The organism is Janthinobacterium sp. 344 (genome assembly GCF_900112025.1).
Taxonomy (GTDB): Bacteria; Pseudomonadota; Gammaproteobacteria; order Burkholderiales; family Burkholderiaceae_D; genus Janthinobacterium.
Genome location: NZ_FOKL01000001.1, coordinates 821,649 through 848,139, shown reverse-complemented (window position 1 = coordinate 848,139; position 26,491 = coordinate 821,649). Strand labels below are relative to the sequence as shown.

Here is a 26,491-nt window from a genome sequence, read left to right as displayed (position 1 = left end):
AGATCAATATGGGGCTTACAAGCGCCCGGAAATGCTGAACAGCGGTTCGAGCACCCATTCATACAGGCGCCGCTGTTCCAGCAGCACGCTGGCGTCGACCAGCATGCCCGACTTCAACGGCAGCGTTTCGCCATACGCCTGCACGCTTTGGCGCTGCAAGGTCAAACGGATGCGGTACAAGGGTTCGCCATTCGTGCCGCTGACGGCGCCCGGCACCGCCAGCTCTTCGGGCCGCAGCGAGGTGCTGGCCACTTCGCGCACCAGCGCCGGATACTGGCCGAATTTCTGGTACGGATACGCCTGGTAGCGCAGCAGCACCGTCATGCCCGGCTGGATGAAGCCGACCGAGCGCGACGGCGCATAGATTTCCGCCTCCAGCTGGGCGCCTTGCGGCAGCACGGAGGCCAGTACGCTGTTGGCCGCCACGGTCTGGCCCAGTTCGGTGGTGATGGCCGTGACCATGCCATCCTGCGCCGCGCGCACGAGAATTTCGCGGCGCGCTTCGTTTTCGGTGAGTTCCTGCTCGATCTCCGTTGCGTTGCGCTGCAAGTCTTGCGTATCGCGCTGCGCCTGCACCTGCAAGTCGCGCACGTCCGCTTCCGTGGTGGCCAGGTCGCGCTGGTTGGCCGACTTGATGCGCTGCAACTCCCCCAGGCGCTGGTGCTGGTCCAGCAGTTCGGCCTGCTTATCCTGCAATTGTGCGGATGAAATGTAATTGGTGGCGTGCAGATCGCTATAGCGTTTATAGGACTGCTCGGCCAGGGTGATGCGGCGCTGCTGCAGCACGATCTGGTCGTCCATGCGGGCGATCTCGGCCGCCAGGTCCCTGGCGCGGCGTTGGCCGGCCGCCATGCGCTGGCGCGATTGCAGGCGCGACTGCTGCAATTCCGCGTCATAGCTGTCGCGCCGGCTTTTCAATAAGTCCGAAACGACTTGCTGGGGCGCTCCGGCATTGGCGCTGCTGCGCTCGCCCGACAGCACGAACAGTACCTCGCCCGCCCGCACGCTCTGGCCTTCCTTCACGCGCGCTTCGGTAATGACGCCAGACTGCCCCGGCATGACGCGAATCACGCCGCTGGTCGGCAGCAGCACGCCCTGCGATTGCGCCTTGCGCGTGGTGCTGAAGAAGATGAAGAAAGCGACGATGGCCAGCGCGATGCCCAGGAACAGGCAGGTCAGGAACAGATGGCTGACGGGCCGCGCCAGCAGCACCGTGCCGTATTGCTTGTTGCTCAGATGCTCGATGGCTTGCTGGCGGAACAGTGGCTGGATGGGCGGGGCGGGGCTGGTGGCGGCAGTCGGATCGCTGGATTGGTCACGCAAGATGATGGACTTTTCAGGGAATGAGGGCTGTAAGGACGACAGCCGTGGTATTGACAGGCTCGTGGTTCGCCAGCGCAGTTATTTGCAAGGGTATGGCTTGGGCCTCAGCCTTACCAGTTGGTATCGCCGCCAACAGAGCTTTCCGGCAGCAGGCCACCTGCCACAGCGTCGATTTCGTTCGTGTTTAATTCTTGCATGCTCTGCTCCTTGGTGATGTCATAAGAATTTACGTATTTTTGCAACAACAACATCGTAAAGCAATTGTTAAAAAAGCATAGATTTATTATGGCAGGCGCCGGTGCAATAGAGGCGCTTCCCAGCGCCCGTGCCGTAGATAATATCAACTCCAGTCCAACGAACCGCCAACTGAGCCTTCAGGCATATTTCCACCGGATACTACTTCGATTTCGTTGACGTTTAATTCTTGCATGGTATTTACCTCAGTTTTCAAGATTAAGATGAACAAGTCGCACCAACAGGATGTATGGCCGGGTCTTTCTGTGCCCGTACGGTTTACGTATCGGTGTGGCCACCTATCGACGCTTCCGGCAACAAGCCGCCCGAGACTTCCTCGATTTCGTTGATGTTTAATTCTTGCATCGCTGTCACCTCACAATTAAGACTTGCGAAATTGCAAACCTAATCCATCGTAAGACAATTCTTGCCGTATGCTAAGCTTTAAGCGGTGGCCTGGGTTTCCTGCATCACATCCTGCACGATTCCCCTCTGTTGCAATGCCACCACCCGCTGCGCCATCGCCCAGCAAGGTAGGAAGGCCGTCGGCATGGTGGCGATTTCTGCATGCACGGCGGCCAAGTGCGCGCAGACCTGGAAGGTAACTGGCGCGACTGCTGCAATTGCGCGTCATAGCTGTCGCGCCGGCTTTTCAGCAGGGTCGAAACAACCTGCTGGGGCGCCCCCGCATTGGCACTGCTGCACTCCCCCGACAGTACGAACAGCACCTCGCCCGCGCGCACGGCCTGTCCCTCCTAGACGCGCACCCCGGCGATGACGCGGCTGGTCGGCAGCAGCACGCCCTGCGACTACGCCTTGCTCGTGGTGCTGAAGAGGATCTGTAAAACGAGGACTCTGTGGAGTTGCAATCAATGGAGTTAAATTTAGCCGCCTGTATCGCCGCCGACGGAGCTTTCAGGCATGTTTCCACCGGATACTACTTCGATTTCGTGTGTGTTTAATTCTTGCATGTTGTTTCCTTAATGATGAAGTTGCTTTTCATATGGAATGATGCGTATGGCAAGTCGCGCGCATGCTGGATAATATCAACCCCAGTCCGACGAACCGCCAACTGAAGATTCTGGCATGTTCCCGCCGGAGACTACTTCGATTTCTTCAAAGTTTAATTCTTGCATGTCGGTTACTCCATTTTTTTAGGTGGATTGCGAAATTAAATTTATCACAAGATGGTTTTCTTTCGATGGCAAGAGGAGGCAGAAAGATCTCAGTCTTTCTTTTTCCCTACTTTTAAGATGTAATCTGGCTCGCTCGTTTAGTTCCAGTCGGAGTTGCCACCCACCGAGGCTTCAGGCATATTGCCACCGGATACTATCTCAATTTCTTCAAAGTTCAATTCTTGCATGTTATTCACCTTAATGTTGAAAGTTAATTCCTGAAGCTCAGGAGCATGGCGCACGTCGCTGGCGAGGTCACCATACATGGCAGGATTAGTTCCAGTCATAGGTTCCGCCAACCGAACTTTCCGGGTCGAAGGAAAAGACGCGCAATTCGGGCTGCACGCCTTCGCCGCGCATAATTCGCACTGTCATGACGAAAGATAATTCCCAGCGTCCCGTTGCATAGCCTACGTCGAGGTTATGTTTCCACGCCTGGAGGATGCGGCGCAGTGGCGGCTGGGCAGGGTCTCCCTGTTCTCCCAGCAATACCTTGGCCTCGAAGTCCAGTGGCAAGCTGTAGGTGGCCCCCACGGCTTGCAGGAATGGTGAGGGAGGGGAGTATACGGTCGGTACTTTCGGGCCGATTTGCGTCAGTTGCGGCACGCTGATGATGCAGCAATCGACGATCTGGAACGAGGTGAAGCCGCTTTTCTCGGAGCCGCAGCAAGTGACGTCCAGGTACACATGTTGACCTTGCTGGAAGTGCACGCCACCCATGTACGGGCCATGGCGCGGATCCGCCGTGCCGTCGCATGAGGTAAAGTTATAGTCGAGCTGGTTTGTGATCTGATCTACATCAAAGTGTACGGATAATTTCATCCAGGGGCTGACAGGCGTCATGTTTTACGATCTCTTTTTAAGTTGATAATAAACTGCTGGTAGCGAGCATCTCGCCTTAGGTTCAACAGATCGGGTGCTGTTTCGATCAGATTGATTGGGTAGCCGAGCTTGGCGGCCTCCAGTAGCGCCATCATGGCTGCATCACGGTTGCCGATCAGCTCATGGGTCAAGGCTGCCCGGAATTGAATGTCGGGCTGGCTTGCTGAGTTGGCGAGGGCTTTGCCGACCTTCTCCACGGCTTCTTTCTTTGCGCCTATATAGGCTGAATACAAGGCCATACGAGAGTTGACCGTGGCATCGTCAGGAATGCGCGCCAGGATTGGGGCAAGCAATTCGGTAGCGCGTTGGTAAGAGCGTTGCGAGGCTTCGGCCTGTGCAGGTATCCAACGTTGAGCATCGGCAAGATTCGCCCATAAGAGATAGGCGCCAGGATTACCTTTGCTGGAGGACACGGCCTTTTCAAAGGCCTGCACGGCGCCCAGATAGTCGGCCTTGGCGAACAGCGATGCGCCCAGATTGTTATACAGTTCCCAGTGCGGCTGGAATTGCAAGCCTTGCTGTAAGACGCGCAAGGCTTCGTCATTCCGGTCTTGGCGCAAGAGGACTGCACTCAGATAGGCGTAGCCATTGGTTGAGCGCGGATCAAGCGCTATGCTTTTGCGAAACGCCTGTTCCGCCCCCGCGTATTTTGCTTGCCTAAATAACATTGTTCCCTGCAGCGACGGGAACAACCGCTCTTTGGGGTACAGAGCGGCCGCATCGTCGAGTACTGTTTTGGCCGGGTCAAATTTTTTAAGATGAATCAACTGGCGTGCCTTGCCGACGAGTCCCAATAAGTTCTGCGGATCCAGGTTCAGGGCCTTGGCAGATGCTTCCAGCGCATCGTCCCGCTTGCCTTGAAATTCAAGCACCCAGGCATGGGCCACGTGGGCCAATGCCAATTGATTGTCCAGGGCAAGCGCCTGTTGTGCGCCAGCGTCCGCCCGCTGCAGCCAAGTATCATCGCGGCCATTGCCGATGTAACGCAGGCTAGAGGCCAGCGACAGGCCCGCCGAGGCGGCGGCGTTGGCAGGATTGTGTTTAAGTACTGTGCTGAAGTGGGCGATTGCTTGTTCCTGACTGGAGTCGCGATCAAACACCCGCAACGCCTCCATCCCCGCCGCCATGCTGGCCATTTCCGAATACGGCGCGGGAGCCTTTTCACCCGTGACGAACGATTTGACGGCAGGAATGATATTGGGCAGCTGCCATCCCGCCAGGACGGCCAGCAGGGCCACGCCCGCGCCCCATTTCAGCGTGCGCTTGCGGGGCAGGGGCAGGCGGATGGAGACGCTGGCGGGCGGTTCTTCCTGCGCGGGTGTCTCGTCGGCAAGGGGCGTGGCCAGGGGGAGCGGCTCGCCGCGCTGCGCGCCAATCGCCTCGCGCACGTCGCGCATGGTGCGTGGCCGTTCGGCCGGGTCGTGCGCCGTCATCGCGCGCACGAGGGCGTTGATGGCGGGCGGGACGGAGTCCGGCAGGTCGGGCCACGGCTCCGTCGCCTGCATATGGGCGGCGGCCAGGGCCAGGCCGTTCAGGTGGGCGAAGTGGCGCTGGCCGGCCAGCATTTCGTACAGCATGGCGCCCAAGGCATACACGTCGCCGCGCGTGTCGGGCAGGCGGCCCATCAGGCGCTCGGGCGCCATGTAGGCGATGGTGCCCTGCAAGTCGCACAGGGTGGTCGTTTGCGTCGCTTGCGGGTCGATGTGGCGCGCCAGGCCGAAGTCGAGGATGCGCACCTTGCCATCCGCCTCCAGCATCAGGTTCGACGGTTTCAAATCGCCATGGACGAGGTCCATGGCGTGCGCCTCGTCCATGGCGTCGGCGATCTGGTAGGCGATGTCGAGCGCGGCCTGCACGTCAGCCTTGCCGCTGTGCATGAATTGCCCCAGGGTCTGGCCTTCGACCAGTTCCATGATGATGGACTGGCTCGTGCCCTGGCCCTCGATGGCAAAGATGCGCACGAAGGCGGCATGCTTGAGCGAGGCGGCCAGGCGCGCTTCATTGATGAGTTTTTCGGGATGCAGCACGTCCGCTTGCGGTTTCAGCCGCTTCAGCGCCACGCTACGGCACAGCTTGGCATCCCAGGCCTCGAATACATGGCCGAAACCGCCTTCGCCCAGCAAGCGGCGCACTTCATAGTGACCACTGATAGTGCCGTCTTGCAACGAGGGCTGACGCAGGGAGTCGAGCAGTTCCATATACCTTGGCTTGAGAGTGCATCAGCATGGACGTCCAGCATCGAGAGGGTCAATGCGATGTTTGAAAGCCCAAGATGATTGATTTTGAGTAACTTCCTGATTTAAAACGATTGTTTGGAATAAGTCAATTAATATTGGCAAGGAGTGAACAAAAGTGAGGTGCCAGCGCTGGCATGACATGCCTTGTTGACGCATGCGCGCAATCTTGTTCAAACTCAATTTTCCTTTTCCCGCTTCCTCAATAATGCAGATGGGGCTGCATCGGCATGTGCGGATCGGGTGATGGGAGCGGACATGGACGAGTTGCTGCAATATTACGAGCGCGAACTGGGCACCTTGCATGCGCATAATCAGGCGTTTTCCCGCCGCTATCCGGCCATCGCCGGCGCGCTGGGCATCCTGGGTGGCGAAATGGGCGACCCGCACCTGGCGCGCATGCTGCAGGCGTTTGCCATGTTCAACGCGCGCACGGCCAAGCGGCTGGCCGATGGCTTTGGCACCTTCAGCGAAACGTTGCTGGAAGTTAATTTTCCCCATTATTTGCGCCCGTTTCCTGCCTGCGCCATTGCCCGCATCGATAACGACCTTGCCACGGTGACCGAGCTGGCCACCATTCCGCGCGGCACGGTCATGCATGCAGCGGAGCATCAGGGCGTCGCCTGCAAGTTCACCACCGCGTATGACGTTGCCGTGGCACCGCTGCGCCTGTCCGAGGTGCGCTTCCAGTCCATCGTGGCGGCGCCGCCCGCAGTGCGCCTGCCGCCGGACGTGGGGGCGGCGATCAGCATCACGCTCGAAGCGACGGGCGCTACGTCCACGCTGGAGACGCTGCCGCTGCCGGCGCTGCGCCTGTTCCTCAATGGCGAGTCTTCCTTTTGCGCCGCCTTGCGCGACAGCCTGTTCCTGCGTGCGCGTTGTGCCTATGTGGAAGCCGACGGCGCCTGGCAGGCCCTGGAGGCGCCACCCTTTCATCCGGCCGGCTTTGCCGCCGAGGATGCCTTGATGCCGGCCATGGCCGCCTCGCATCCCGCCTACCGCCTGCTGGGCGAATGGTTTGCCTTCCCGGATAAATTCAATTTCGTCGACCTGGATCTGGCCGCGCTGCGCCCGCTGTTGCCTCCGGCATGCCGGCGCTGCACGGTGCACCTGCTGCTGGCCGACGTGCAGGCCGATGCGGATATCGCGCGCATCCTGCGGCCTCTGTCCGCCAGGCATCTGCTAACGGGATGCACGCCCGTCGTCAACCTGTTCCGCCAGGCGGCCAACCCCATCCGCCTGACGCACGCGAGCGCCGAGCATGTGTTGCTGCCATCGGTCAGGCAGGCGCATTGCTACGATATCCACAGCGTCGACAGTGTGCAGGTGCTCGGTGAAACGGCGCAGGGCGGCACGCTGGACGCGTTCCACCCATTTTATTCGATGCGCCACGGCGAGGCGGGTGGCCGCCAGGGGCGCTACTGGGTAACGCGGCGCGACGAGGACATGGCGTTGAGCAATCCCGGTTACGACATGCGCATCGCCTTTGTCGACGGCGCCATGCAGCCGCTGCACGACGCCACGCAAACGGTGTCCATCATGCTGACCTGCAGCAACCGCGATTTGCCGAGCCGCCTGGTGTTCGGCAACGCCGCGGGCGATTTGCACCATGACGGCGTGGCCAGCGCCTTGCCGGTGCGCCTGCTGCGCAAGCCCAGCGCGCAGTGCCGCTTCCCTGCGGGTGCGTCGTCGCACTGGCGGCTGATCGCGCAATTGTCGCTGAACCATCAGTCGCTCAGTGAACAGGGCTTGCCGCTCCTCAAACAAATACTCGAGTTGTACAACTTGCCCGGTTCGGCCAGCGCCGCGCGCCAGATCGCGGGCTTGACGGGACTGCGCCAGCGCGCCGCCAGTACCTGGCTGCACGACGAGGCGGGCGGCAGCCTCGTCTTCGGCATCGACGTCCTGCTGTCCGTCGATGAGGAAGCCTTTGTCGGCAGCGGCTTGCACGCTTTTGCCCAGGTGATCGAACGCTTTCTCGGGCTGTATGTACACCTGGGCTCGTTTACCCGCCTGATCGTCTTGTCGCAGAAGACAGGAAAGGAGTTGCTGTGTTGCCTGCCACGCAATGGAAGCCAGACACTGGTGTAGTCGCGCGCCTGCTGGCCGACCCGTCCGGCACCGGTTTCTTTCAGGCAGTGCGCCTGCTGTCTGCCTGGCTGATGCAGCAGGGTATCTCACGGGAGCAGGTGTTTGATGATTGCCTGCGCCTGCATGGCAGCGCATCGCTGTCGTTTGCGCCGGGTGAAATCGAACAACTGTGGCTGGAGCCGCAGGCCAACGGCGATATGCAGGTGCATGTGCGGGCAGCGATGCTGGGTTTTCTGGGCGTGCATGGGAGCTTGCCGCTGCATTACACGGAAACGCTGGCCCGCCACGAGCGGCAAACGGGCGATGACGGTCCCCGTGATTGGCTCGATACGCTGTCGTTCCGCGCGCTGGCCCTGTTTTACCAGGCCTGGGCACGTTACCGCATCGAATGTCAGCAGGATGCCGATGGCGGCGATTTCCTGCCCTTGCAACTGGCCCTGGCGGGCGCATGGCCTGCCCAGGTGGCGCGGCAGGCCGATGGCTTGCCCGCGCATGCGCTGGCCTATTACGCGGCCGTGCTGCGGCATCGTCCCGCGGCGGCCGAAGTGATGCAGGCGGTCCTGGCCGGGTATTTCGGCGTGCCCGTGCGCTTGCAGCGGTTTATTGGCGCCTGGATCCGGCGCGCGCCGCAGGAACGCACCTTGCTGGCGAGCGCCAACGTGCGGCTGGGACAAGGCGCCATGCTGGGCGAGCGCTGCCGGCGCGCCGACCTGCGCGTGCGCCTGGTGCTGGGGCCGCTGGAGCGCCGCGCCTACGCGGATTTCTTGCCAGGCCGGCCCGGCGCGCTGGCCCTGCGCCAGATGCTGGCGCTGTTCGGCTTGCCCGGCATGAGCTTTGAAATACGCCTGGTGCTGCGCCGGGAAGACGTGCGCACCTGCGTGCTGGGCATGGGCGCCTGCCTGGCGGAGGATGCTTTTCTGGCCGGCAAGCTGTCGGCCCGCGACCGAGACGACATGCATTACGACATTCGATTCGATGGTTCCGCCTGAGACCGCCATACATGTTGTACCCCGATGACTGCTGGAAGGAAGAAAACCATGGAAGACTTCGCGCAATGGATGGCCGTGGACAAGGCCTTGAACGCCGGCAACCGGGCCTTGCGGCTGCGTCTCGCCTACGCGGAAGGCATCAATGAGGACGTCTTGCTGCCGCAGCGCATCAGCGGCAGCGAGGCCATCTGCGGCGGGATCGAGTACCGCATCCTGTGCGTGGCCACCGAGGCGCGGTTGCCGCTGAAACAGTTCATCGCCGTGCCGGCCGAATTGCAGATCGTCACGGACCAGGGACAGCTGCGCAGGGTCTGCGCCATCGTCGCCGAAGCGTGCGCGGGGCAGAGCGACGGCGGCCTGGCCACGTATCAGCTGGTGCTGCGCGACGGCCTGGCCTTGATGGAAAAACGCGTCAACACACGCGTGTTTCGCGACAAGCACGAGTTGCAGATCGTCCAGCTTTTGTTTGAGGAATGGCGGCAGGGCAATAGCGTGCTCGCCGCCAGCCTGGACCTGTCCATCGACGCGGCGCTGGCGGCGCGCAGCTTGCCCGTGCGCGAATTCACGATGCAGCACAATGAATCCGATGCCGCCTTTATCCGCCGCTTGCTCAGCCGGCGCGGCATCGCCTGGTGCTTCCAGGCTGTAGCGCCGTCCAGTCCGAACGCCACCACCACGCCCGTGCATGCCCTGCTGCTGTTCGACGACGCCAGCCGGCTGGCGCAAAACGCGGCTGGCACGGTGCGCTATCACCGCGATGACGCCACCGAGGAAAGGGATGCCGTGACGGCCTGGAGCGCAGTGCGCCGCTTGCAAGCGGGAAAGTCCGAACGCTACAGCTGGGACGACGGCCACCCGCACAGTCCGCAGTTCATGGTCACGCAGTCTCACGGCGGCGCAGATCAGGGCGGGAATGGCAATCGCCTGGCCGCCAGTCTCGACGACTATATCGTGGAGCCGCCGCTGGCCGCCGGCAGCAATGATGAATGGCTGCAACTGGGCCAGCTGGCGATGGCACGTCACGATATGGACAGCAAGTGTTTCCAAGGAGAAGGCTGCGTGCGCGACTTTTGCGCGGGCCAATGGTTCAGCCTGGAAGGGCATGCCGATATCGACAGCCACCCGGCGGCCGAGCGCAGTTTCGTCATCACGGCCTTGAGCGTATCGGCCAGCAATAATTTGCCGACAGGCCTGGATGAGCGGGTCGGGCGCCTGTTTGCGCAGAGCGGCTGGCAGGGCGATGCCGGCCCGGCACAAGGGACAGGCGCCGATGGCCAGCCGGCCTTGCGCTACCGCAACCGTTTTACTTGCGTGCGGCGCGGCATCGCCATCGTGCCTGTTTTTGACCCGCGCAGCCATTTCCCTGTCGTCCGCCTGCAAAGCGCGCTGGTCGTCGGGCCCGCTGGCGAAGAAGTGCACTGCGATGCGCTGGGGCGCGTCAAGGTGCGTTTTGGCGCCACGCGGGCGCCCGACCATGCGCATGCCAACGGCTCTGGCGCGTCCGGTACGGAGCGCGATTCGGCCTGGGTGCGCGTAGCGTCAAGCTGGACCGGCAATGGCCCGGGCAGCGGCAGCCAATGCGGCACCTTGAGCTTGCCGCGCATCGGCACGGAAGTGCTGATCGACTTTCTCGGCGGCGACCCGGACCGGCCCATCATCGTTGGCCAACTGTACAACGCCGTGGGCGCGCCGCCGGGCTTGAGCGCGCGCGGCGCCTTGCCTGGCAACCGCTATCTGTCCGGCATGCGCAGCCGCGAAGTGCGGGGCGGGCGCGGCAACCAGCTGTGCTTTGACGACACGCCATCCCAGATCAGCGCGCAGCTGGCCAGCGACCAGGCGGCCACGCAACTGAACCTCGGCTATCTGACCGAACCGCGCAGCGACGGCGCAGGGCGGCAGCGCGGCGACGGCTTCGAGTTGCGCAGCGACGCCAGCGGTAGCGTGCGCACGGCCCGCTCGCTGCTGATCTCGGCCTGGAAACAGCTGGGCGCCAACGGCAAGCAGCTCGACGGCAACGAGCATGCCGCCGTGATGAATGAGTGCCTGGAATTGTTTAGCTCCCTGGGCGAGTTTGCCGCCCAGCACCAGGCACTGGCGCTGGACGCGGCCGGCAGCAAGGCGCTGGGAGCGGCGATTGCCGCCGACCAGCCCGCCGTCAGCATCACGGCGCCCGAGGGCGTGGCGCTGAGCACCCCCCAAACCATCAGCGGCAACGCGGGCGCGAATATCGACCTGGTGGCCCAGCAGCATTTGCAACTGAGCGCGGCCCAGCGCTGTAACGTCAACGGGGGCAAGGGCATTTCCCTGTTCGCGCACAAGGATGGCATCGTGCAGGTGGCCCACTTCGGCAAGTTTCTGCTGCAAAGCCAGCACGACTTGCTGCAGGCGGATGCCGCCAAGGACATCCGCCTGACGGCCGGCACGCGCCTGGTCGGCATGGCGCAGGACGAAATCACCTTCATGACGGCGGGCGGCGCCTACCTGAAACTGTCCGGCGGCGCGGTGGAACTGGGCGGTCCCGGCGCGCTGACGGTGAAGACCGATGGCCACCACTGGAACGGCCCGGGCAGCATGAAGGCGGAACTGCCCACCTTCGGCGAAGGCGAGCTGGGCCGCGTGCCGCGCTTGCTGCGTCCCACCGATGGCTTGCCCGTCGAAGGCGTGGAAGTGCACATCGAGCGCGAAGGCGACAGTCCCTTGACGGGCCTCAGCGGTGCCGATGGGCGCGGGCCGAAGGTGGCGACCGACCACTTGCAGCGGCTGAAGGTTTTTTTCTTCCGCCGCCGTTCCTGACCCCTCGTCACTGGAGAGCACGCCATGCAGTTCGATCCCCACCCGCCGCTGTGCGACGACCCCGACATCGACATCCTCGGTCAGTTTTCCTGCAACGCCAATTTCCAGAGCAGCGACCACGACACGCTGCAGCAACTGCCGCTGCCCGGCATCGTGATCTTCGTGCACGGCGTCAATTCCGATGGCGAGTGGTACGCGGCGGCCGAAGAAGGACTGTGCAGCGGCCTCAACGAGCGCTTCAAGCGTTCCTGCCATCATATGCAGCACCGTGGCGTGGAAGGCGGCGAACTGAAGCCGGTCAGCTATGGCGCCGAAATCACGGCCGAAGGCTTTCTCAACCCGGAAATGTCGGCCGATACCTTGATCCGCGATGCCGGCACTTTTTCTCCCGTGATCCGTTTTCGCTGGGGCTACAAGGCTTCCGGCGAGGAGCTGCAGCAATACGGCAAGGGCATCTACCTGAACGAAGACAATTACTGGGGTGGCGGGCCGTTTGCCAATGGCTGCAGCGCGCTGGCCGACCTGTGGAAGGCAGGGTTGAGCGAGGATTTATTCTTGTGGAACAAGATTCAGCACATGAATCCATTCCCGGAACGACAAGTGTACAGCTGCCCGCCACGCCCGTATTTCGTGCTGGCCGCCTACCGCCTGGCCAAGCTGGTCGAATCCATCCGCCAGCAGCAGGCCCACGTGCCCGTCACCATCGTGTGCCACAGCCAGGGCACGATGGTGGCGATGGCGGCCGCCTTTCTGGGGGCAAAACTGCCCAAGGTGAAGGACAGCTTTCCCTGCGTGGCCGACAACTATGTCATTTGCAATTCGCCGTACAGCCTGGCGAAACGCAATAGCGCCGAGAACTGGGTGGCCGGCAACCTGCGCGCGGAGGACGGCAGCACGGGCAGGGTGACGGTGCAGGCGCGCATAGACACCCTGAAAAACTTCTTTGCCATCATCGGCCAGCGCGCCAGCCTGGGCGAGGCGCAGACGGACGAGGAAATCGACCGCTGCATGGCCAACCTGGAGCACGGCTTTTCCGCCGCCCAAGACCGTGAGCGATACGGGATTGCCGGCGCCGCCCGGGGCGGCCAGAAATCATCGTATGGCCGGGTGACCATCTATTGCAATCCGCACGACGTGGTGGTGTCGTCCGTCGCCATCGAGGGCATCGGCTGGCGCGGCCTGTCCGGTTCGCTGGCCAAGGACGGCAAGGATGGCGGCGAACTGGCTGCCACCGGGGCCGCAGGCGTCTGCGTGCAGCGCGTGTTTGCCCAAGGATTTGAGGTGGGCAAGCAGGGCAGCTATCACTACTGGACCGATCACTGGCGCAAGCCCGCGCCGAGCGGCAAGGACTTCTGGTTTCCGGCGCAGAAATATGCGTCGTATTCCATCAAGCACGGTGTCGAGGCCAGCCAGGGCGCCTTTTCCACCATCCTGACGGTCGGGTTTGCGCCCTTGTTTATCGTGGCAACGGGTCTGGCCCGCAGCCCCTGCAATGCCTCGCCCCACAAAGACTGGAAAATCGAACTGAGCGCGCCCGACCTGCTGCCGCCCTTCAAGCCGCAGTCCTTGCGCTTTGGCCAGACCAGCGAGGAATTCGACGAAGGCTACGAGCCGCCCGGCGAATCGCGCCAGGCCGGCAAGCAGCGCGCGCCCGGCGACGATCTCCTTGCCGATCATGAAATTCCGCCCGGCGGCCTGCAGGGGCAGGCGGGGAAAAACGCAGCCAAACGCATGGACAGCGCCAGGGGTACGGCCGATGACGAGGCGCGCCTGCGATTCGAGCAGCGCGCGGTGATACGCGCCCTGGCCATGCGGGAAGGAAAGAGTCCCGAGGGTCAAAAAGTGCAGCAGGAAATGCCCAACGCCACGCCCGATGCCGAATACCTGCAATGGCGCAGCACGCGGGTAGAGGAAATGATGTCCAGCCAGGCCGGCGCCTATGCCACCGACCACTCCACCATCCTGACCAACCCCATGCACTCAGAGCGGGCGCTCGCGTATGACGTGGCGGTGGGCGTGTGCCGCATCAAGCCGGACCCGTTGCGCAGGTTGAGGGTGGCGGCGGATTGGCGGTTGTTGGAGTGGGTGGATGAGACTGATTCTGCAAAGGCTTTTGAACAGTATTTTGCAAGTGCCACTATCGACGAATTAACGATTACCGATTGGGCTGGCTGCAACGATGGCCCAGCCAGTATGCCGAGTTTAATAGTAGACAAGCGTGAGAATTCTCCACCGGACGTCAAACCAAACTCTGGTGAGCGCGCCCATGGGTGACATTGTGTTGATTGCTCTTCCAGTCATATCAGGATGTTGCATTCAAGATCTGTTTTAAAAATGGAGAATTCAATATGACGAAATCCTCTTTGATTTATGCTTTGATGATTTTTCTGGCGTTGATTTTCCTGACTGCCTGTGCGCGTCTTCGTTCATCGCTTCCTACGCCGGAAAAGGCCGTTGCCGAATCACCTGACACTAAAAAAAGCCCATATATGGCGCAAGTTGTTGCTGTGCAATGGCTGAATCCCCTTCAACGCCGGGACTACCCCACCCAATGGCAATTGCTGTGGACTTTAGGGCTGGTGCCGCCAAACTCTGACGATGACATGGTCAAGGCAAATCCCAAAAAATATTCCAGCTTGCAGGCTATTTCACCGATAGTTGGAGGGAGTGATGGTGCGGAAACGTTTGTTGGATATCATCGTAAATATATTCGGAAGGTATTCAATTTGTTTCATGATATTTATTATTCCGACCCTGAATATTTTTACAACGTTCATTCCGCCGAGAATCGCTCACGCTGGCGTGAGTTGGCTGGGATCCATATCGAATACGCCATTCCTGAAGGGAAACTCGATCCGGCGGATGCAGGAGCCTTCGTGCAGGACTACGTCCGACGCACTTTTACCATTGGTAACCCCAACTTTCCTACCCTTTGGACGCGTTCTACGCTTCCCGACGTCCGCCTCACCATGGGCGGCCCCAACGCCGGTTTCACTTCACTTTCCGCCGCGCTCGACTATCTGCAAACGCACCCCAAGGAAACCGTCTGGGCCATGAATTGGGATGCGCCCAGCCGGCCGCTGGACCGGCAGATCAACGAGAACCTGGTGCTGCTGGTGTTGGCCGGTCCCGACTACAAGACGGAGCGGGCGCCGCTGGCGTGGCTCGGCTATCCGAGTGCCAAGAAGGTTGCCGATTTTGAAGTCAAAAAGGGCGAACCGCCGCGCCTGGTGCAGGCGTGGACGGCGGCCATCGAGGAGGCGGCAAGTAAAGCCAATCAAGCGGAGAGCAGGATCGGTTACGTCATCCACGACGCCGGCAATACGCATCGTGATTCGTCCGCGCGGCTCGGCGCGCTGGCGCAGACGCTCACCGTGCAATTGCCGGAATTCGATCTGCTGAAGCAAAGTTTCAATCTGACGGCCGTGCTGGGCGAGACGGGCGCGGGTACGGCGCTGACGAACGTGGCGCTGGGCATCGCCTATGCGCACCATTTCGGCAAGCCCGTGCTGGTGGCCGGCACCAGTGATCTGTCCGCCCCCGTGGCGCTGGTGGTGGCGCCGCCCGCCGTCGTGCGGCCGATCCAGCCCGGCAAGCCCTGGTTCCGCGCGCGCAGCGGCAACCATGCGTATTTGCCCTGGTGGGGTTTGCGCCACGATGCGCCCGAGTATTACCAGGGGTTTTCGCAATGAGGGCGCTGCTCGCGGTTCTCATGTCGCTTTTGCTTGGTGCGTGCGCGACACCGCCATTGCCGGAGGCAACGGTGCCACGCAGCGGTCCGTTTATGGCGCAGGTGGTGGGATTGCAATGGCTGAATCCCTTGCAACGGCGGGATTACCCCACGCAATGGCAATTGCTGTGGACCTTGGGGCTGGTGCAGCCGAATCCAGGCGACGATATGGTCAAGGAAAAACCAGAGAAATATACGCGGCTGCAAAGCATTGCGTCTATTGCGGTTGGAAATAATGGCTCTGAAACCTTTCTCGGCTACCACCATAAATATATCGAAGATATGTTTGATCGTTTTCATGGGGTGTATTACTCCGACCCAGAGTACTTCTACAACGTTCACTCTGCTGAAAACAAATCGCGCTGGCGCGAGCTTGCAGGCATTCACATTGAATATGCGCTACCTGAAGGCAAGCTCGACCCAGTGGAAGCAGCCAATTTCGTCCGGGAATATGTTGCCGATATTTTTAGCATCGGCAACATCCACTCTCCCACCCTCTGGACCCGCTCCACCCCGCCCGACGTCCGCGTCACCATGGGCGGCCCCAACGCCGGTTTTACGTCGCTCTCCGCCGCACTCGACTATCTGCAAAACCACCCCAAGGAAACCGTCTGGGCCATGAATTGGGATGCGCCCAGCCGTCCCCTGGACCGGCAGATCAACGAGAACCTCGTGCTGCTGGTGTTGGCCGGTCCCGACTACAAGACGGAACGGGCGCCGCTGGCGTGGCTCGGCTATCCGAGTACCAAGAAGGTTGCCGATTTTGACGTCAAAAAAGGCGAACCGCCGCGCCTGGTGCAGGCGTGGACGGCGGCCATCGAGGAGGCGGCAGCGAAGGCGAACAGGCCCGATACTGACATCGGCTATCTGATTCACGACGCCGGCAATACGCACCCGGATTCGTCCGCGCGGCTCGGCGCGCTGGCGCAGACGCTTACCGTGCAATTGCCGGAATTCGATCTGCTGAAGCAAAGCTTCAATCTGACGGCCGTGCTGGGCGAGACGGGCGCGGGTACGGCCCTGACGAACGTGGCGCTGGGCATCGCTTACGCGCACCATTTCGGCAAGCCCGTGCTGGTGGCCGGCACCAGCGACCTGTCCGCCCCGGTGGCGCTGGTGGTGGCGCCGCCCGCCGTCGTGCGGCCGATCCAGCCCGGCAAGCCGTGGTTCCGCGCGCGCGGCGGCAACCATGCGTATTTGCCCTGGTGGGGCTTGCGCCACGATGCGCCCGAGTATTACCAGGGGTTTTCGCAGTGATGGGTTTGACTTATTCAAGGAGAAGAGCATGCGTGGCGTAATCCGCTTGAACGATCCCACCAGTCATGGCGGCAAGGTGGTGGGGGCGGCGCCGAACAGCACGGTGCTGGGCGTGGCCGTGGCGCGCAAGGGCGATCCTTGCACCTGCCCCATCAAGGGGCACGTGCGCTGCGTGATCGCCGAGGGCGATCCGCAGGTACTGATCGATGGCGTGCCCGTCGCGTTTGAAGGGCACAAGACGAGCTGCGGCGCCAGCCTGATGTCCACGGTGGGCAACAGCGGGCGCGGCTAGAGACGGTCAGCCCACGCAGGCGTCGATGGCCGTGCCCAGCTTGTCGACGATTTCCTCGACGTGGCTGGCGTCGATGATGTAGGGCGGCGCCAGCAGCACGTGGTCGCCGTGCAGGCCATCGATGGTACCGCCCATGGGATAGCACATCAGGCCGTTTTGCATGGCTTGCGTCTTGATGCGCGCGTGCAGGCGGCCGGCCGGGTCGAACGGCTGCTTGCTGGCGCGGTCCCGCACCAGTTCCAGGCCCAGGAACAGGCCGCGGCCGCGGATGTCGCCCACGTGCGGATGCACGTCGAAACGCTGGTGCAGCCGCTGTTGCAGCAGGCTGCCCATGGCGCGCACGTTGGCCAGCAGATCGCGCTCCTCGATCTGTTGCTGCACGGCCAGGGCGGCGGCGCAGGCGGTGGCGTGGCCGATATACGTGTGGCCGTGCTGGAAGAAGCCCGTGCCGGCGCGGATGGTGTCGCGGATGGCCTGCGACACCATCACGGCGCCGATGGGCTGGTAGCCGGCGCCCAGGCCCTTGGCGATGCAGATGAGGTCGGCCGTGATGCCTTCCTGCTCGCAGGCGAACAGGCTGCCCGTGCGCCCCATGCCGCACATGACTTCGTCGAGGATCAACAGGATGCCGTGGCGCTGGCAGATGGCGCGCATGCGCGCGAAATAGCCGGCGACGGCGGGCAGGGCGCCGGCCGTGGCGCCCACAACAGGTTCGGCGATGAAGGCCATGACGTTTTCCGCGCCCAGTGCGGCGATGTTGTCTTCCAGTTCCTGGCCCAGGCGCGCCACGTAGTCGCCATCCGTTTCATGGGGCGCCTGGTCGCGCCAGGCGTAGCAGGGCGACACGTGGGTGACGCCGATCAGCAGCGGTTCGAATTGCTGGCGGCGCCAGGCGTTGCCGCCCGTGGCCAGCGCGCCCAGGGTGTTGCCGTGATAGCTCTGGCGGCGCGCGATGACGTGGCGGCGTTGCGGCTGGCCCCGTTCGACGAAGAACTGCCGGGCCATCTTCAAGGCGCTTTCCACCGCTTCCGAGCCGCCTGAGACGAAATACACGCTGTCGATGCCGGCTGGTGCGCGGGCGACGAGAAAGTCGGCCAGTTCTTCCATGGGCGCGCTGGTGAAGAACGAGCTGTGCGCATACGCCATGCCGGCCACCTGCCGCTGCACGGCGGCGATGACGGCCGCATCCGCATGGCCGAGGCACGACACGGCGGCGCCGCCGCAGGCGTCCAGGTAGCGCTTGCCCTCGGCATCGATCAGGTAAGGGCCGTCGCCACCGGCGGCGACAGGGTAGCTGGCGGTCAGGCTGCGGTGGAAGACATGGCTCATGGCATCGCTTTCATATCAACGAGAGGGAAGCCGAGTATAGGACGCGCCGCGCCGGATTGCAACGTTTGATGTATTTGTTTTTAATTTACATCATTTGATGTGTCTGCGTAGGCGCCCAGCGCCCGCAACTGCTTTTCCGCCACGCCGATCGCCTGCACGGCATCGGCTCCCGCGCGCGCCACCAGCAATTCCGCCAGGCTTTCCACGGCGGCGATGCCGGCCACGATGGAGGGAAAAAAGGATGGACTGTCGACGGCGATGACGATGCTGGCGTCTGCCTGCAGTGCCAGCGGCGAGATGGCGCTGTCGCTGATGGCGATGAGTTGGCAGCCGGCCTGGCGCGCCGCCTGCGCCACCAGCAGCGCTTCGCTGGAATACGGCGCGAAGCTGACGACGACGACGGCTTCACCGTGCTGCAGGGCGCGCAAGTCCATTTCCAGCGTGCCGCCCTGGCCGCTCAGCAGCTGCACGCTGGGGCGCAGCAGGCGGTACAGATAGTGCAGGGTATAGGCGATGGGGTGGGCGGCGCGGAAACCGGCCACGTGCACGCGGGGCGCCGCCTGCAGCAGGTTGGCGGCGGCGTCCAGGGCGGCGTGGTTGGCGCTTTCCGTCGTCGCCAGGTTGCGCTGCTGCACCGTGAAGACCTCGGTGACCAGGTCGCGCTCCTGCCCGTCCTTGCCGGCCAGCGCGCCGGCCTTTTCCGCGTAGCCGGCCGGCCCCGCGCGCAGGCGCTCGACGAAGATGCTTTTCAGTTCCGGCCAGCCGGCAAAGCCCAGCTGCTGCGCCAGGCGCACGAGGGCGGCCGATTGCACCTGGGCCCGCGTGGCGATGCTGCGCATCGACAACACGGCCACGTCGTCCGGATGGTCGGCCAGGTAGCGCGCGCCGGCCTGGAATTGCGGACTCAGTTCGGCAAAGCGCGCCTTGATCAGGGCCATCAGTGCCGCATGGTTATCGGGGGGTGTCGCTGCCTGCATCGCCGTGCCTCATTGAATGGGTTGCGGCGATGGTACAGGATTCGTCAGCGCACCGGTAGCGGCAAGCCGGGCGCCATGGCACTCGTGCGCGGGCGCAGGCGGGCGAACAGGTGCGGCCCGGCCGCTTGCCGGCGCGGCCCCGTCGTCAATACGCGCAAGGCCGTGGCCAGCGGCACGTCGTGGCAATGCAGGAACAGCGCGGCGGCGCCCGTGCCGGCCATTTCCTGCAAGGCCAGCGCATGCTCGACCAGCGCCGCCGTGCGCATGTCGAGCCGCATGGGGATGTCGGGCTGGAATAATTGTGCATCGATGGGCCGTGCATCGCGCATGGTGCTGCCGCCGGTTTGGATGGTCGAGCTGACAGCATAAAAGGCCCGTGGTTCTCCATCTTGCGCTAAATCAATTCCTCTGTCGGATAGATTCCATACGGCAAAAAAAACGCCAACCGTTGCCGGCTGGCGCTGAAAACCCTCGCAAGGAAGAAAAAATGCTGAATGGCAGTGACGTTGCGATGCCTGAGCAAACCATCGCCGGCGCGCGGCGCGCCGCGCGGCCGGTTTGCTCAGGTCACTGTCACAAGCTCCAACGCAATGACAAACCGACGACCTTGTCGTAGCGGCGCACATCGCGCACATACTCCGGCGTGTCGTGATAGTCGTGGTAGGTCGAATCGAGCAGGTTGTTGGCGTCCAGCGTCACCGTCATGGTCGGGTTGATCTTGTACGAGATCGACGCGTCCAGGGTTTTCGTCGGCGCCACGGTCAGGTGGATGCCTTTGCCGCGGTAGTTGTAGTCATCGACGAACTTGTCGCGCCAGCTGTAAGCCAGGCGCGCCGACCAGGGACCCTGCTCGTACAGGCCGACGACGTTGGCCGACCATTTCGACATGCCCGTGAACGGATGCGCATTGCCATCCATCTCTTCCAGCTCGCCCGTCATGTAAGTGGCGTTGGCCTGCAGGCCCAAGCCTTTCATCCAGCCTGGCAGCTTGTCGTAGAACTGCTGGTAGGCCATTTCCATGCCCTGCAAATGCCCTTTCGAGGTATTGCGCGGACGCGTGATGTCGTACTCGATGCCGTTATACGTTTCCTTGGCCGAGCCGGACAGGATGTAGTTCTTGAAGTTGTGGCGGAATACGGTGGCCGTGACGGAGCCCGTCGGCGCGAAATACCATTCCAGCGCCAGGTCAACGTTCTTGCCTTCCACCGGTTTCAGGTCGGGATTGCCGCCGCCGCCCGTCGGGCGCACCATGTCCAGGCTCTGGCTCAGGGTCACGCCCGGGTTGAAGTCGGCGAAGTTGGCGCGCTGGATGGCCTTGCCAGCCGTCATGCGGCCGATCAGGTCCTGGCGCAGCATGGCTTTCAAGGTCATGCTGGGCAGGACATCCGTGTCGGAGGTGTTCACGCGCACGGGCGAGATCACGCCGTTTTGCGAGGAATTGCCCTGCAAGTCCTGCTTGGTCTGCACCACGCGCACGCCCAGCGTGCCATCGAAGGGCACCGCGCCCAGATCAAAGCCGATGCGCGCCTTGCCGTAGATCGCATTGGTTTTTTCCACGTCCTGGAAGTGCGTCAGCGGATCTTCCGGACTGCGTTCGCTGCTACCCGTAAACAGCTGGCGCAGCGCGGCTGTGTTGTTGAGCATGAAATCGCGGCAGGGCGTGATCCAGCTTTGCAGGCCGAAGTTGCCCGTGTTCTGGTGCGATGTGCAGGCCAGGCCGGGAATGCTGTCGGCCGTGATGGGCGAGGCCAGGCCGCCTTGCACGTTCTTTTCGCGGATCGATTCGGCCTTGCGCTTGGCCATGCGGATACCGGTGGAAAACTCGCGGAAGAAGCCCGTGCTGTCCATGTCGTACGTCGCATCGGCGCGCCAGTCGGTGGAGCTGCCTTCGTCGTGGCTGTGGTTATCGTAGAAGCCGAGCAGGGTGTAGTTCTTCGGATCGGCCATGTTGTAGCCGGGGTAGCTGATCTGCGCGCCGCCGTTCACATTCGTGCTGCCGATCACGCTGGTCGGATGGGCGAGGAAGTCGAGGATGGGGAATTCGCGCTCGAAGTTGCTGACCGTGCGCGCCAGTTCCGTCGTCACGCGCAATTGCGGCGTCACGTCCCAGCGCGCGCCGATGGCGCCTTGCGAACCGATCGAGCGGTCGCGGCGCGCCTGGGTCGAGCCCAGCGTGAATGGCGACCATGGGCCGTCGATCTTGCCCACCGTGCCAGCCTGGTTGGTGCCCGGGATCAGGGTGATGTCCGGGTCCTGGCCCCAAGGCAGCGAGCCGACGAAGAACTGGCTGTCGAACGCATGCTTGATCAGGGTCGACATGCCTTCGGCGTAGATTTCCACCTGCGAGTTCGGGCGCCACTGGAAGGCGGCGTTGGCCGCATAGCGCTTGCGGTCGCCCACGGTGGGGATCATGCCGACGGAATCGGGACCCGTGATGTTGCCCGCTTCCGGACGCGCCACCGGTTCGGCGTTCCAGATCGTCTCGTCATAGTATTTGCTGCGCTGGTAGGACAGGCCGACCAGGGCGCCGATTTCGCCGTACTGCGTCTTCCAGCGGTTCGAGACCATGCCGCTGACGTTCGGATCGGTCGAGCCGGATTTGTCGCGGTGTTCGATGCGCGTGTTCACCGACGAGGTGAAACCCTTGAAGTCGAAGGGGCGGTTGGTGCGCACGTCGATCACGCCGGCCGTGCCGCCTTCGACCATGTCGGCGCCCTGCGATTTATACACGTCCACGCGCTGCAGCATGGCCGTCGGGATGTCGGCCAGGTACAGGCTGCGGCCCACGGATGTGAACATTTCTCGGCCGTTGAGCAAGGTCACGACACCGGGCAAGCCGCGGATGATGACGCCGCCCGCCTCGCCGCCTTCGCGGCGCACCTGCACGCCCGTCACGCGGCCGAGGATTTCCGCGACGTTCTTGTCGGGGAATTTGCCGATTTCATCGGCGACGATGGAGTCGACCACCTGGTCGTTGTTCTTCTTGATTGTCTGCGCGCTTTGCGCCGCGCGGCGCACGCCCGTGACGGCCACCACGTTCATGCTCGTGGTGTCAGCCTGCGCTTCGGCCGGCGCTTGCGCCGCCACTTCCGCTGCCGCCGGCTGCGTGCTTTCCAGCGTCGCCGGCTCCGCGGCGGGCGCCTGCTGCGCCCACACGGAGGCGCTGCTCAGCAGGCCGGCGCCGGCCAGCGCGGCCACCGTGGCCTTCAAGGTCAAGCGTGTGTTGTGCCGGGACGTGGGGGTGCCCGTTGCTATCGATTGGTTCATCTTGTCTCCACCTGTATTTTAGTTATGTTGAGATCGCCGCGGCAGCCGCCGCCAGAGCTGAAACTTGCTCAAGAATCATGGTATGGGGAATGACTTTGCCCCACAAATCACTTCTTTTGCGATGTCAATATCAATTCCGGTATCCCTGCTGCATTCATGCGCCCTGGCGGCGCGGGCGTATCCGCCGTGCCGGCGCACGCCCGTTGCAGGCGCTCCACACGGGCGGAAAAAAGTTTTGTATTTTTTGTGGCGCGCCGCGTTGAGGTGGGGATGCCGCGGCGCCAATGCCGGACGCCGTCATCTCACTCACGTAAAGGAAAACACCATGTCCACGCTTATCACCGCCACCGCCACCGAATTTCTGCTGCAGCACCTGCGCGCGCAGGGCTACCAGGCGCAGACCGACAGCGATGGCGACATCGTCTTCCGTTTCGAAGGCATGGCTTATGTGCTGTGCCTGGACGCCGACGATGTCCAGTTTGGCAAATTGCTGCTGCCGAATGTCTGGCCCATCGAGTCGCCCGAGGAGCAGCAGCGGGTGCTGGTGGCGCTCGATGAAGTCAACCGCCGCATCAAGCTGGTGAAGGGCCATGCGGTGCGCGGCCAGGTGTGGTTCTGCATCGAGATGCTGCTGCTGGAGCCGCAGCACTGGACGCATTTCCTGGCGCGCGCCACGCGCTCGATGGCGCATGCGGCATCGCTGTTCGCCAACGAAATGCGCGCCAGCGCCCACTAGGTTTCAGGCCATGCACTCTTGCGCCAGCCATGCCACCAGTTGCGCCTGCGGCATGGGCCGGGCAAAGTAATAGCCCTGCAGCTCATCGCAGCCGGCGTGGCGCAGCACCTCGGCATCGGCGGCGCTTTCCACGCCTTCGGCCGTCACCGTCAGGCCCAGCGTGTGACCGAGGCCGATGATGGCTTTCGTTACCGCCAGGTTCTGTGGCGAACTGTGGATGTTCTGCACGAAGCTCATGTCGATCTTCAGCTTGTCGAGCGGGAAGCGGCACAGGTAGTTGAGGCTCGAATAGCCGGTGCCGAAATCGTCGATCGACAGGGCAAAGCCCAGCGCCTTGACCGCCTGCAGGGTGGCGATGGTGTCGTCCACGTTCTCCATCAGGATCGATTCCGTCAGCTCGAATTCGATCAGGCCCGGGGCGATGGAAAAGTCGCGCAGCACCTCGCGCAAGGTGGCCACCAGCCCGCCGTGTTTCAGCTGGATGGCCGACAGGTTGATCGACACGCCGATGTCCCCCGCGCCAGCCGCGCGCCAGGCCACGTGCTGGCGGCACGCCTCGCGGATGACCCAGGCGCCGATGGGCACGATCAGGCCCGATTCCTCGGCGGCGGGGATGAAACTGTCCGGCGCGATCAGGCCCCGCTGCGGATGCTGCCAGCGGATCAGGCTTTCCACGCCGTTCAGCCGGCCTGTGCGCGCATCGATGCGCGGCTGGTAGTACAGCACCAGTTCGTGGCGCTCGATGGCGTGGCGCAGATCGGTTTCCAGGTGCAGCTGCTGCAGCTGCTGTTCCTCCATCTGCGGCGTGAACAGGCGCGCATGGTCGCGGCCCCCGCTCTTGGCCTGGTACATGGCCGCATCGGCGTGGCGCATCAGGGTATCCATGTCGGCGCCGTGGTCAGGATAGATGGCCACGCCCACGCTGCACGAGACATACAGTTCGCTGCCCTCGACCTGGTGCGGCTGGCGCATGGCGGGGATTAGGCGCGCATCGAGCAGGTCGCCGATGGCGGCCGCATCGCCGATGCCGTTCAGGATGATGACGAATTCATCGCCTCCCAGGCGGCTGACGGTGTCGCCCTCGCGCACCAGCTGCAGCAGGCGCTGTGAGACCGATTGCAGCAGCGCGTCGCCCACGTGGTGTCCCAGCGCGTCGTTGACATGCTTGAAGCGGTCCAGGTCGACGAACAGCACGCCCACCTTTTCGCCGCTGCGGCGCGCCTGCGCGATGGCGGCCGCCAGGCGCAGCTTCGACACGTGGCGGTTGGCCAGTCCCGTCAGCGCATCGTGGTGCGCCATGTGCTCGATCTGCCGCTCGCTGGCCTTGCGCTCGCTGATGTCGAGCGAGCTGGCGATGAAGTGCGTGGTGACGCCATCGAGGTCGCGCACGGCGTTCATCACCAGCCATGCGGGATACGCTTCGAGCGACTTGCGCTGGATCCAGATCTCGCCCTGCCAGTAGCCGCGCCGCGCCAGCGTCTGGCGCAGGCTGTCGAGCTGTTCGTGGCTGTTTTGCGGCGACAGCAGAAAGGCCGGGCGCTTGCCGATCAATTCAACCATGTCGTACAGCGAATGGCGGCGGAAGGCCTGGTTGACCGTGATGATGCGCATGTCGGCATCCATCACGATCAGGCTCTCGGCCGAGGCCTCGAAGACCTTGGCCCACAGTTCCAGGCGCGATTCCATCAGCTTCATCTTGTTGATCGGCGTGAAGGTCGACAGCACGGCGCGCTGGCCCTGGTAGTCGATCAGGCGTGCCGAAATCAGGGCCCAGGTGGGCGTGCCGCCGCCGCTCCAGCAGACTTCGAATTCATCGACGGCGCCCAGGTCGCTCAAGCGCTGGAAGAAGCGCGAACGGGCGTGCGCGCTCATGCCGCTGACCCACGGGTCCAGTTCCAGTCCACCTTGCCACGCATGCGCGGCCTGATTCGCGTGCAGCACGCGGTGGTGCGGGATCGAGGTCACCATCAGCGGGATGGGAATGGCGTCCACCAGCTGGCGCTGCGCATCGGCCGCGCTGGCGCGGGCCACCAGGTCCTGCTGCTCCACGCGCTGGAAATCGAGCTGCTGCAGCATGGTGTTGAAGGCGCTGACGAGGCGCCCCGTTTCGTCCTCGCTGTCCCAGATGGCGCGCAGGCTATGGTCGCCCGTTTCGCGCACCTCCTGCGCCACGCGCGCCAGGCGCCGGATGGGCAGGGCGATCTGGCGCGCGACGAAAAACACCAGCCCCAGTATCATCGCCAGCAGCAGCACCGCCGTGCCCAGGTGCAGCCACATGCGCGTGAAAAAGCCATCCACGCGCAGCTGGATCAGGCGCTGCAATTCGTTCGCCGCATCGTGCCATGCCAGGCGCAGCGCGGCGAGCGCCACGGCATCGCGGCGCAGCAGTTCCTGCATGCCGGCCGGGTTGGCTTGCGCGCCGGCCAGCGCCTGGGTGCTGGCGCGGAACTGCGCCACGGCCTGCTGCAGGGCCGCGCGTGAAACGTCGAGGTGCTGGCGCAGCAGCGGCGTGCTGGCCTCGAACGCCTCCGTGTAGTCGCTGCGGATGCCGCCCATGGTGGCGTCCATGCGCCCTTCGAGGATGAGGAACTGCGTCTGCATGCGCTGGCGCTGCGCGCCTTCGCTTGTCGCCAGCTGCAGCGCCAGGCCGCGCGTGCTGTTGATTACTTCCAGCAGTTCCGGAAAGCGCAGGATCACCAGCGACATGGTGTAGTAGCTGTCCAGGTCAGGGTCGAGGATCAGGTTCGACTGGTTGCCCACGCGCGTGAGCAGCTCGCGTCCGGCGGCAAAGGCGGGCGAGGGCGCGATGCCGTCCTCTGTCGCGGGCGGGGCGCCGGCCTGGCGCAGCAGGGCGGAAAATTCCTCGCTCAATTGCGCGCTGCGCATGCCGCTGCCGAACCGGCGTTCGGCCCCTTCGATGGCGGCCGTTGACTCGCCCGCATCGGCGGGCGCGCGCGTCAGGGGCAGCAGCGCGTCGCGGATCACGGCGATGTAGTCGTTGCCGGCCATTTCCTTGCGCGAGAAATCGATGGCGATGTATTTTTCGTTGATGAGGATGCCGGAAATGAAGATCACGGCGGACAGGTCGAGCAAATAGATCAGCGCCAGTTTGCGCCCCACCGTCAATTTCCCGATCATGCGCGAGATTCTGCCCACCATGCGTGCCCCACCTTCTTGTCAGC

18 protein-coding genes are annotated in these 26,491 nt (G+C 63.2%); 8 read left to right on the top strand and 10 right to left on the bottom strand.

What is annotated here, in order from left to right; all coding sequences use genetic code 11:
• Nucleotides 1-15 precede the first annotated feature (15 nt).
• The 5 genes from BM193_RS03785 to BM193_RS03775 form a co-directional block, all read right to left on the bottom strand.
• A complete protein-coding gene (locus tag BM193_RS03785; protein WP_092795502.1) occupies nucleotides 16-1,323 on the bottom strand; it encodes an HlyD family secretion protein in 1,308 nt (435 codons plus the stop codon).
• Nucleotides 1,324-1,433: 110 nt separating this feature from the next.
• Nucleotides 1,434-1,574: a hypothetical protein gene (locus BM193_RS28680; protein WP_175533138.1), complete on the bottom strand. Its 141-nt coding sequence runs from the start codon at nucleotides 1,572-1,574 to the stop codon at nucleotides 1,434-1,436.
• Nucleotides 1,575-2,830: 1,256 nt separating this feature from the next.
• Complete coding sequence (locus BM193_RS28180; RefSeq protein ID WP_139176006.1) at nucleotides 2,831-3,019, bottom strand: hypothetical protein; 189 nt, start codon at nucleotides 3,017-3,019, stop codon at nucleotides 2,831-2,833.
• A complete protein-coding gene (locus BM193_RS03780) occupies nucleotides 3,006-3,575 on the bottom strand; it encodes a hypothetical protein (RefSeq protein WP_092795498.1) in 570 nt (189 codons plus the stop codon). The genes BM193_RS28180 and BM193_RS03780 overlap by 14 nt, the downstream gene beginning before the upstream one ends.
• Nucleotides 3,572-5,812 carry a serine/threonine-protein kinase gene (locus BM193_RS03775; protein WP_092795496.1) on the bottom strand — a complete coding sequence of 747 codons (2,241 nt, stop codon included), beginning with the start codon at nucleotides 5,810-5,812 and terminating at the stop codon, nucleotides 3,572-3,574. The genes BM193_RS03780 and BM193_RS03775 overlap by 4 nt, the downstream gene beginning before the upstream one ends.
• A 294-nt stretch (nucleotides 5,813-6,106) precedes the next feature.
• Here BM193_RS03775 and tssF point away from each other — a divergent pair, with 294 nt between their 5' ends.
• From tssF to BM193_RS03740, 7 genes are all read left to right on the top strand, one after another.
• Complete coding sequence (tssF, locus tag BM193_RS03770; protein WP_092797022.1) at nucleotides 6,107-7,939, top strand: type VI secretion system baseplate subunit TssF; 1,833 nt, start codon at nucleotides 6,107-6,109, stop codon at nucleotides 7,937-7,939.
• On the top strand, nucleotides 7,903-8,928 hold the full coding sequence (tssG, locus tag BM193_RS03765) for a type VI secretion system baseplate subunit TssG (protein WP_175533137.1): 1,026 nt from the start codon (nucleotides 7,903-7,905) through the stop codon (nucleotides 8,926-8,928). Before tssF ends, tssG begins: the two co-directional genes overlap by 37 nt.
• A gap of 48 nt (nucleotides 8,929-8,976) precedes the next feature.
• Nucleotides 8,977-11,721: a type VI secretion system Vgr family protein gene (locus BM193_RS03760; RefSeq protein WP_092832219.1), complete on the top strand. Its 2,745-nt coding sequence runs from the start codon at nucleotides 8,977-8,979 to the stop codon at nucleotides 11,719-11,721.
• Between the two features lie 24 nt (nucleotides 11,722-11,745).
• Complete coding sequence (locus BM193_RS03755) at nucleotides 11,746-13,995, top strand: T6SS effector phospholipase Tle3 domain-containing protein (protein WP_092795491.1); 2,250 nt, start codon at nucleotides 11,746-11,748, stop codon at nucleotides 13,993-13,995.
• 74 nt (nucleotides 13,996-14,069) lie between these two features.
• Complete coding sequence (locus BM193_RS03750; RefSeq protein WP_254785823.1) at nucleotides 14,070-15,413, top strand: hypothetical protein; 1,344 nt, start codon at nucleotides 14,070-14,072, stop codon at nucleotides 15,411-15,413.
• A complete protein-coding gene (locus BM193_RS03745) occupies nucleotides 15,410-16,708 on the top strand; it encodes a hypothetical protein (RefSeq protein WP_254785821.1) in 1,299 nt (432 codons plus the stop codon). Before BM193_RS03750 ends, BM193_RS03745 begins: the two co-directional genes overlap by 4 nt.
• Nucleotides 16,709-16,736: 28 nt before the next feature.
• Nucleotides 16,737-17,000: a PAAR domain-containing protein gene (locus BM193_RS03740; protein ID WP_092795487.1), complete on the top strand. Its 264-nt coding sequence runs from the start codon at nucleotides 16,737-16,739 to the stop codon at nucleotides 16,998-17,000.
• A gap of 6 nt (nucleotides 17,001-17,006) precedes the next feature.
• Here BM193_RS03740 and BM193_RS03735 read toward each other — a convergent pair whose 3' ends face one another.
• The 4 genes from BM193_RS03735 to BM193_RS03720 form a co-directional block, all read right to left on the bottom strand.
• Nucleotides 17,007-18,329, bottom strand: coding sequence for an aspartate aminotransferase family protein (locus BM193_RS03735; RefSeq protein WP_092795485.1), 1,323 nt, complete (start codon nucleotides 18,327-18,329; stop codon nucleotides 17,007-17,009).
• 80 nt (nucleotides 18,330-18,409) lie between these two features.
• Nucleotides 18,410-19,306 carry a MurR/RpiR family transcriptional regulator gene (locus BM193_RS03730; RefSeq protein ID WP_092795483.1) on the bottom strand — a complete coding sequence of 299 codons (897 nt, stop codon included), beginning with the start codon at nucleotides 19,304-19,306 and terminating at the stop codon, nucleotides 18,410-18,412.
• A gap of 44 nt (nucleotides 19,307-19,350) precedes the next feature.
• Nucleotides 19,351-19,635 carry a hypothetical protein gene (locus tag BM193_RS03725; RefSeq protein WP_092795480.1) on the bottom strand — a complete coding sequence of 95 codons (285 nt, stop codon included), beginning with the start codon at nucleotides 19,633-19,635 and terminating at the stop codon, nucleotides 19,351-19,353.
• Between the two features lie 244 nt (nucleotides 19,636-19,879).
• Nucleotides 19,880-22,573 (bottom strand): TonB-dependent receptor, encoded by a 2,694-nt coding sequence (locus BM193_RS03720; protein WP_092795478.1) that lies wholly within the window; start codon nucleotides 22,571-22,573, stop codon nucleotides 19,880-19,882.
• A gap of 325 nt (nucleotides 22,574-22,898) precedes the next feature.
• On the opposite strand from BM193_RS03720, the gene BM193_RS03715 reads away from it, so the two are divergent.
• The gene (locus BM193_RS03715) at nucleotides 22,899-23,309 is read left to right on the top strand and encodes a T3SS (YopN, CesT) and YbjN peptide-binding chaperone 1 (RefSeq protein WP_092795476.1); all 411 of its coding nucleotides are present in this window, start codon (nucleotides 22,899-22,901) and stop codon (nucleotides 23,307-23,309) included.
• A gap of 3 nt (nucleotides 23,310-23,312) precedes the next feature.
• Here the strand turns inward: BM193_RS03715 and BM193_RS03710 are convergent, their stop codons facing one another.
• Nucleotides 23,313-26,447 carry an EAL domain-containing protein gene (locus BM193_RS03710; RefSeq protein ID WP_254785820.1) on the bottom strand — a complete coding sequence of 1,045 codons (3,135 nt, stop codon included), beginning with the start codon at nucleotides 26,445-26,447 and terminating at the stop codon, nucleotides 23,313-23,315.
• Nucleotides 26,448-26,491 lie beyond the last annotated feature (44 nt).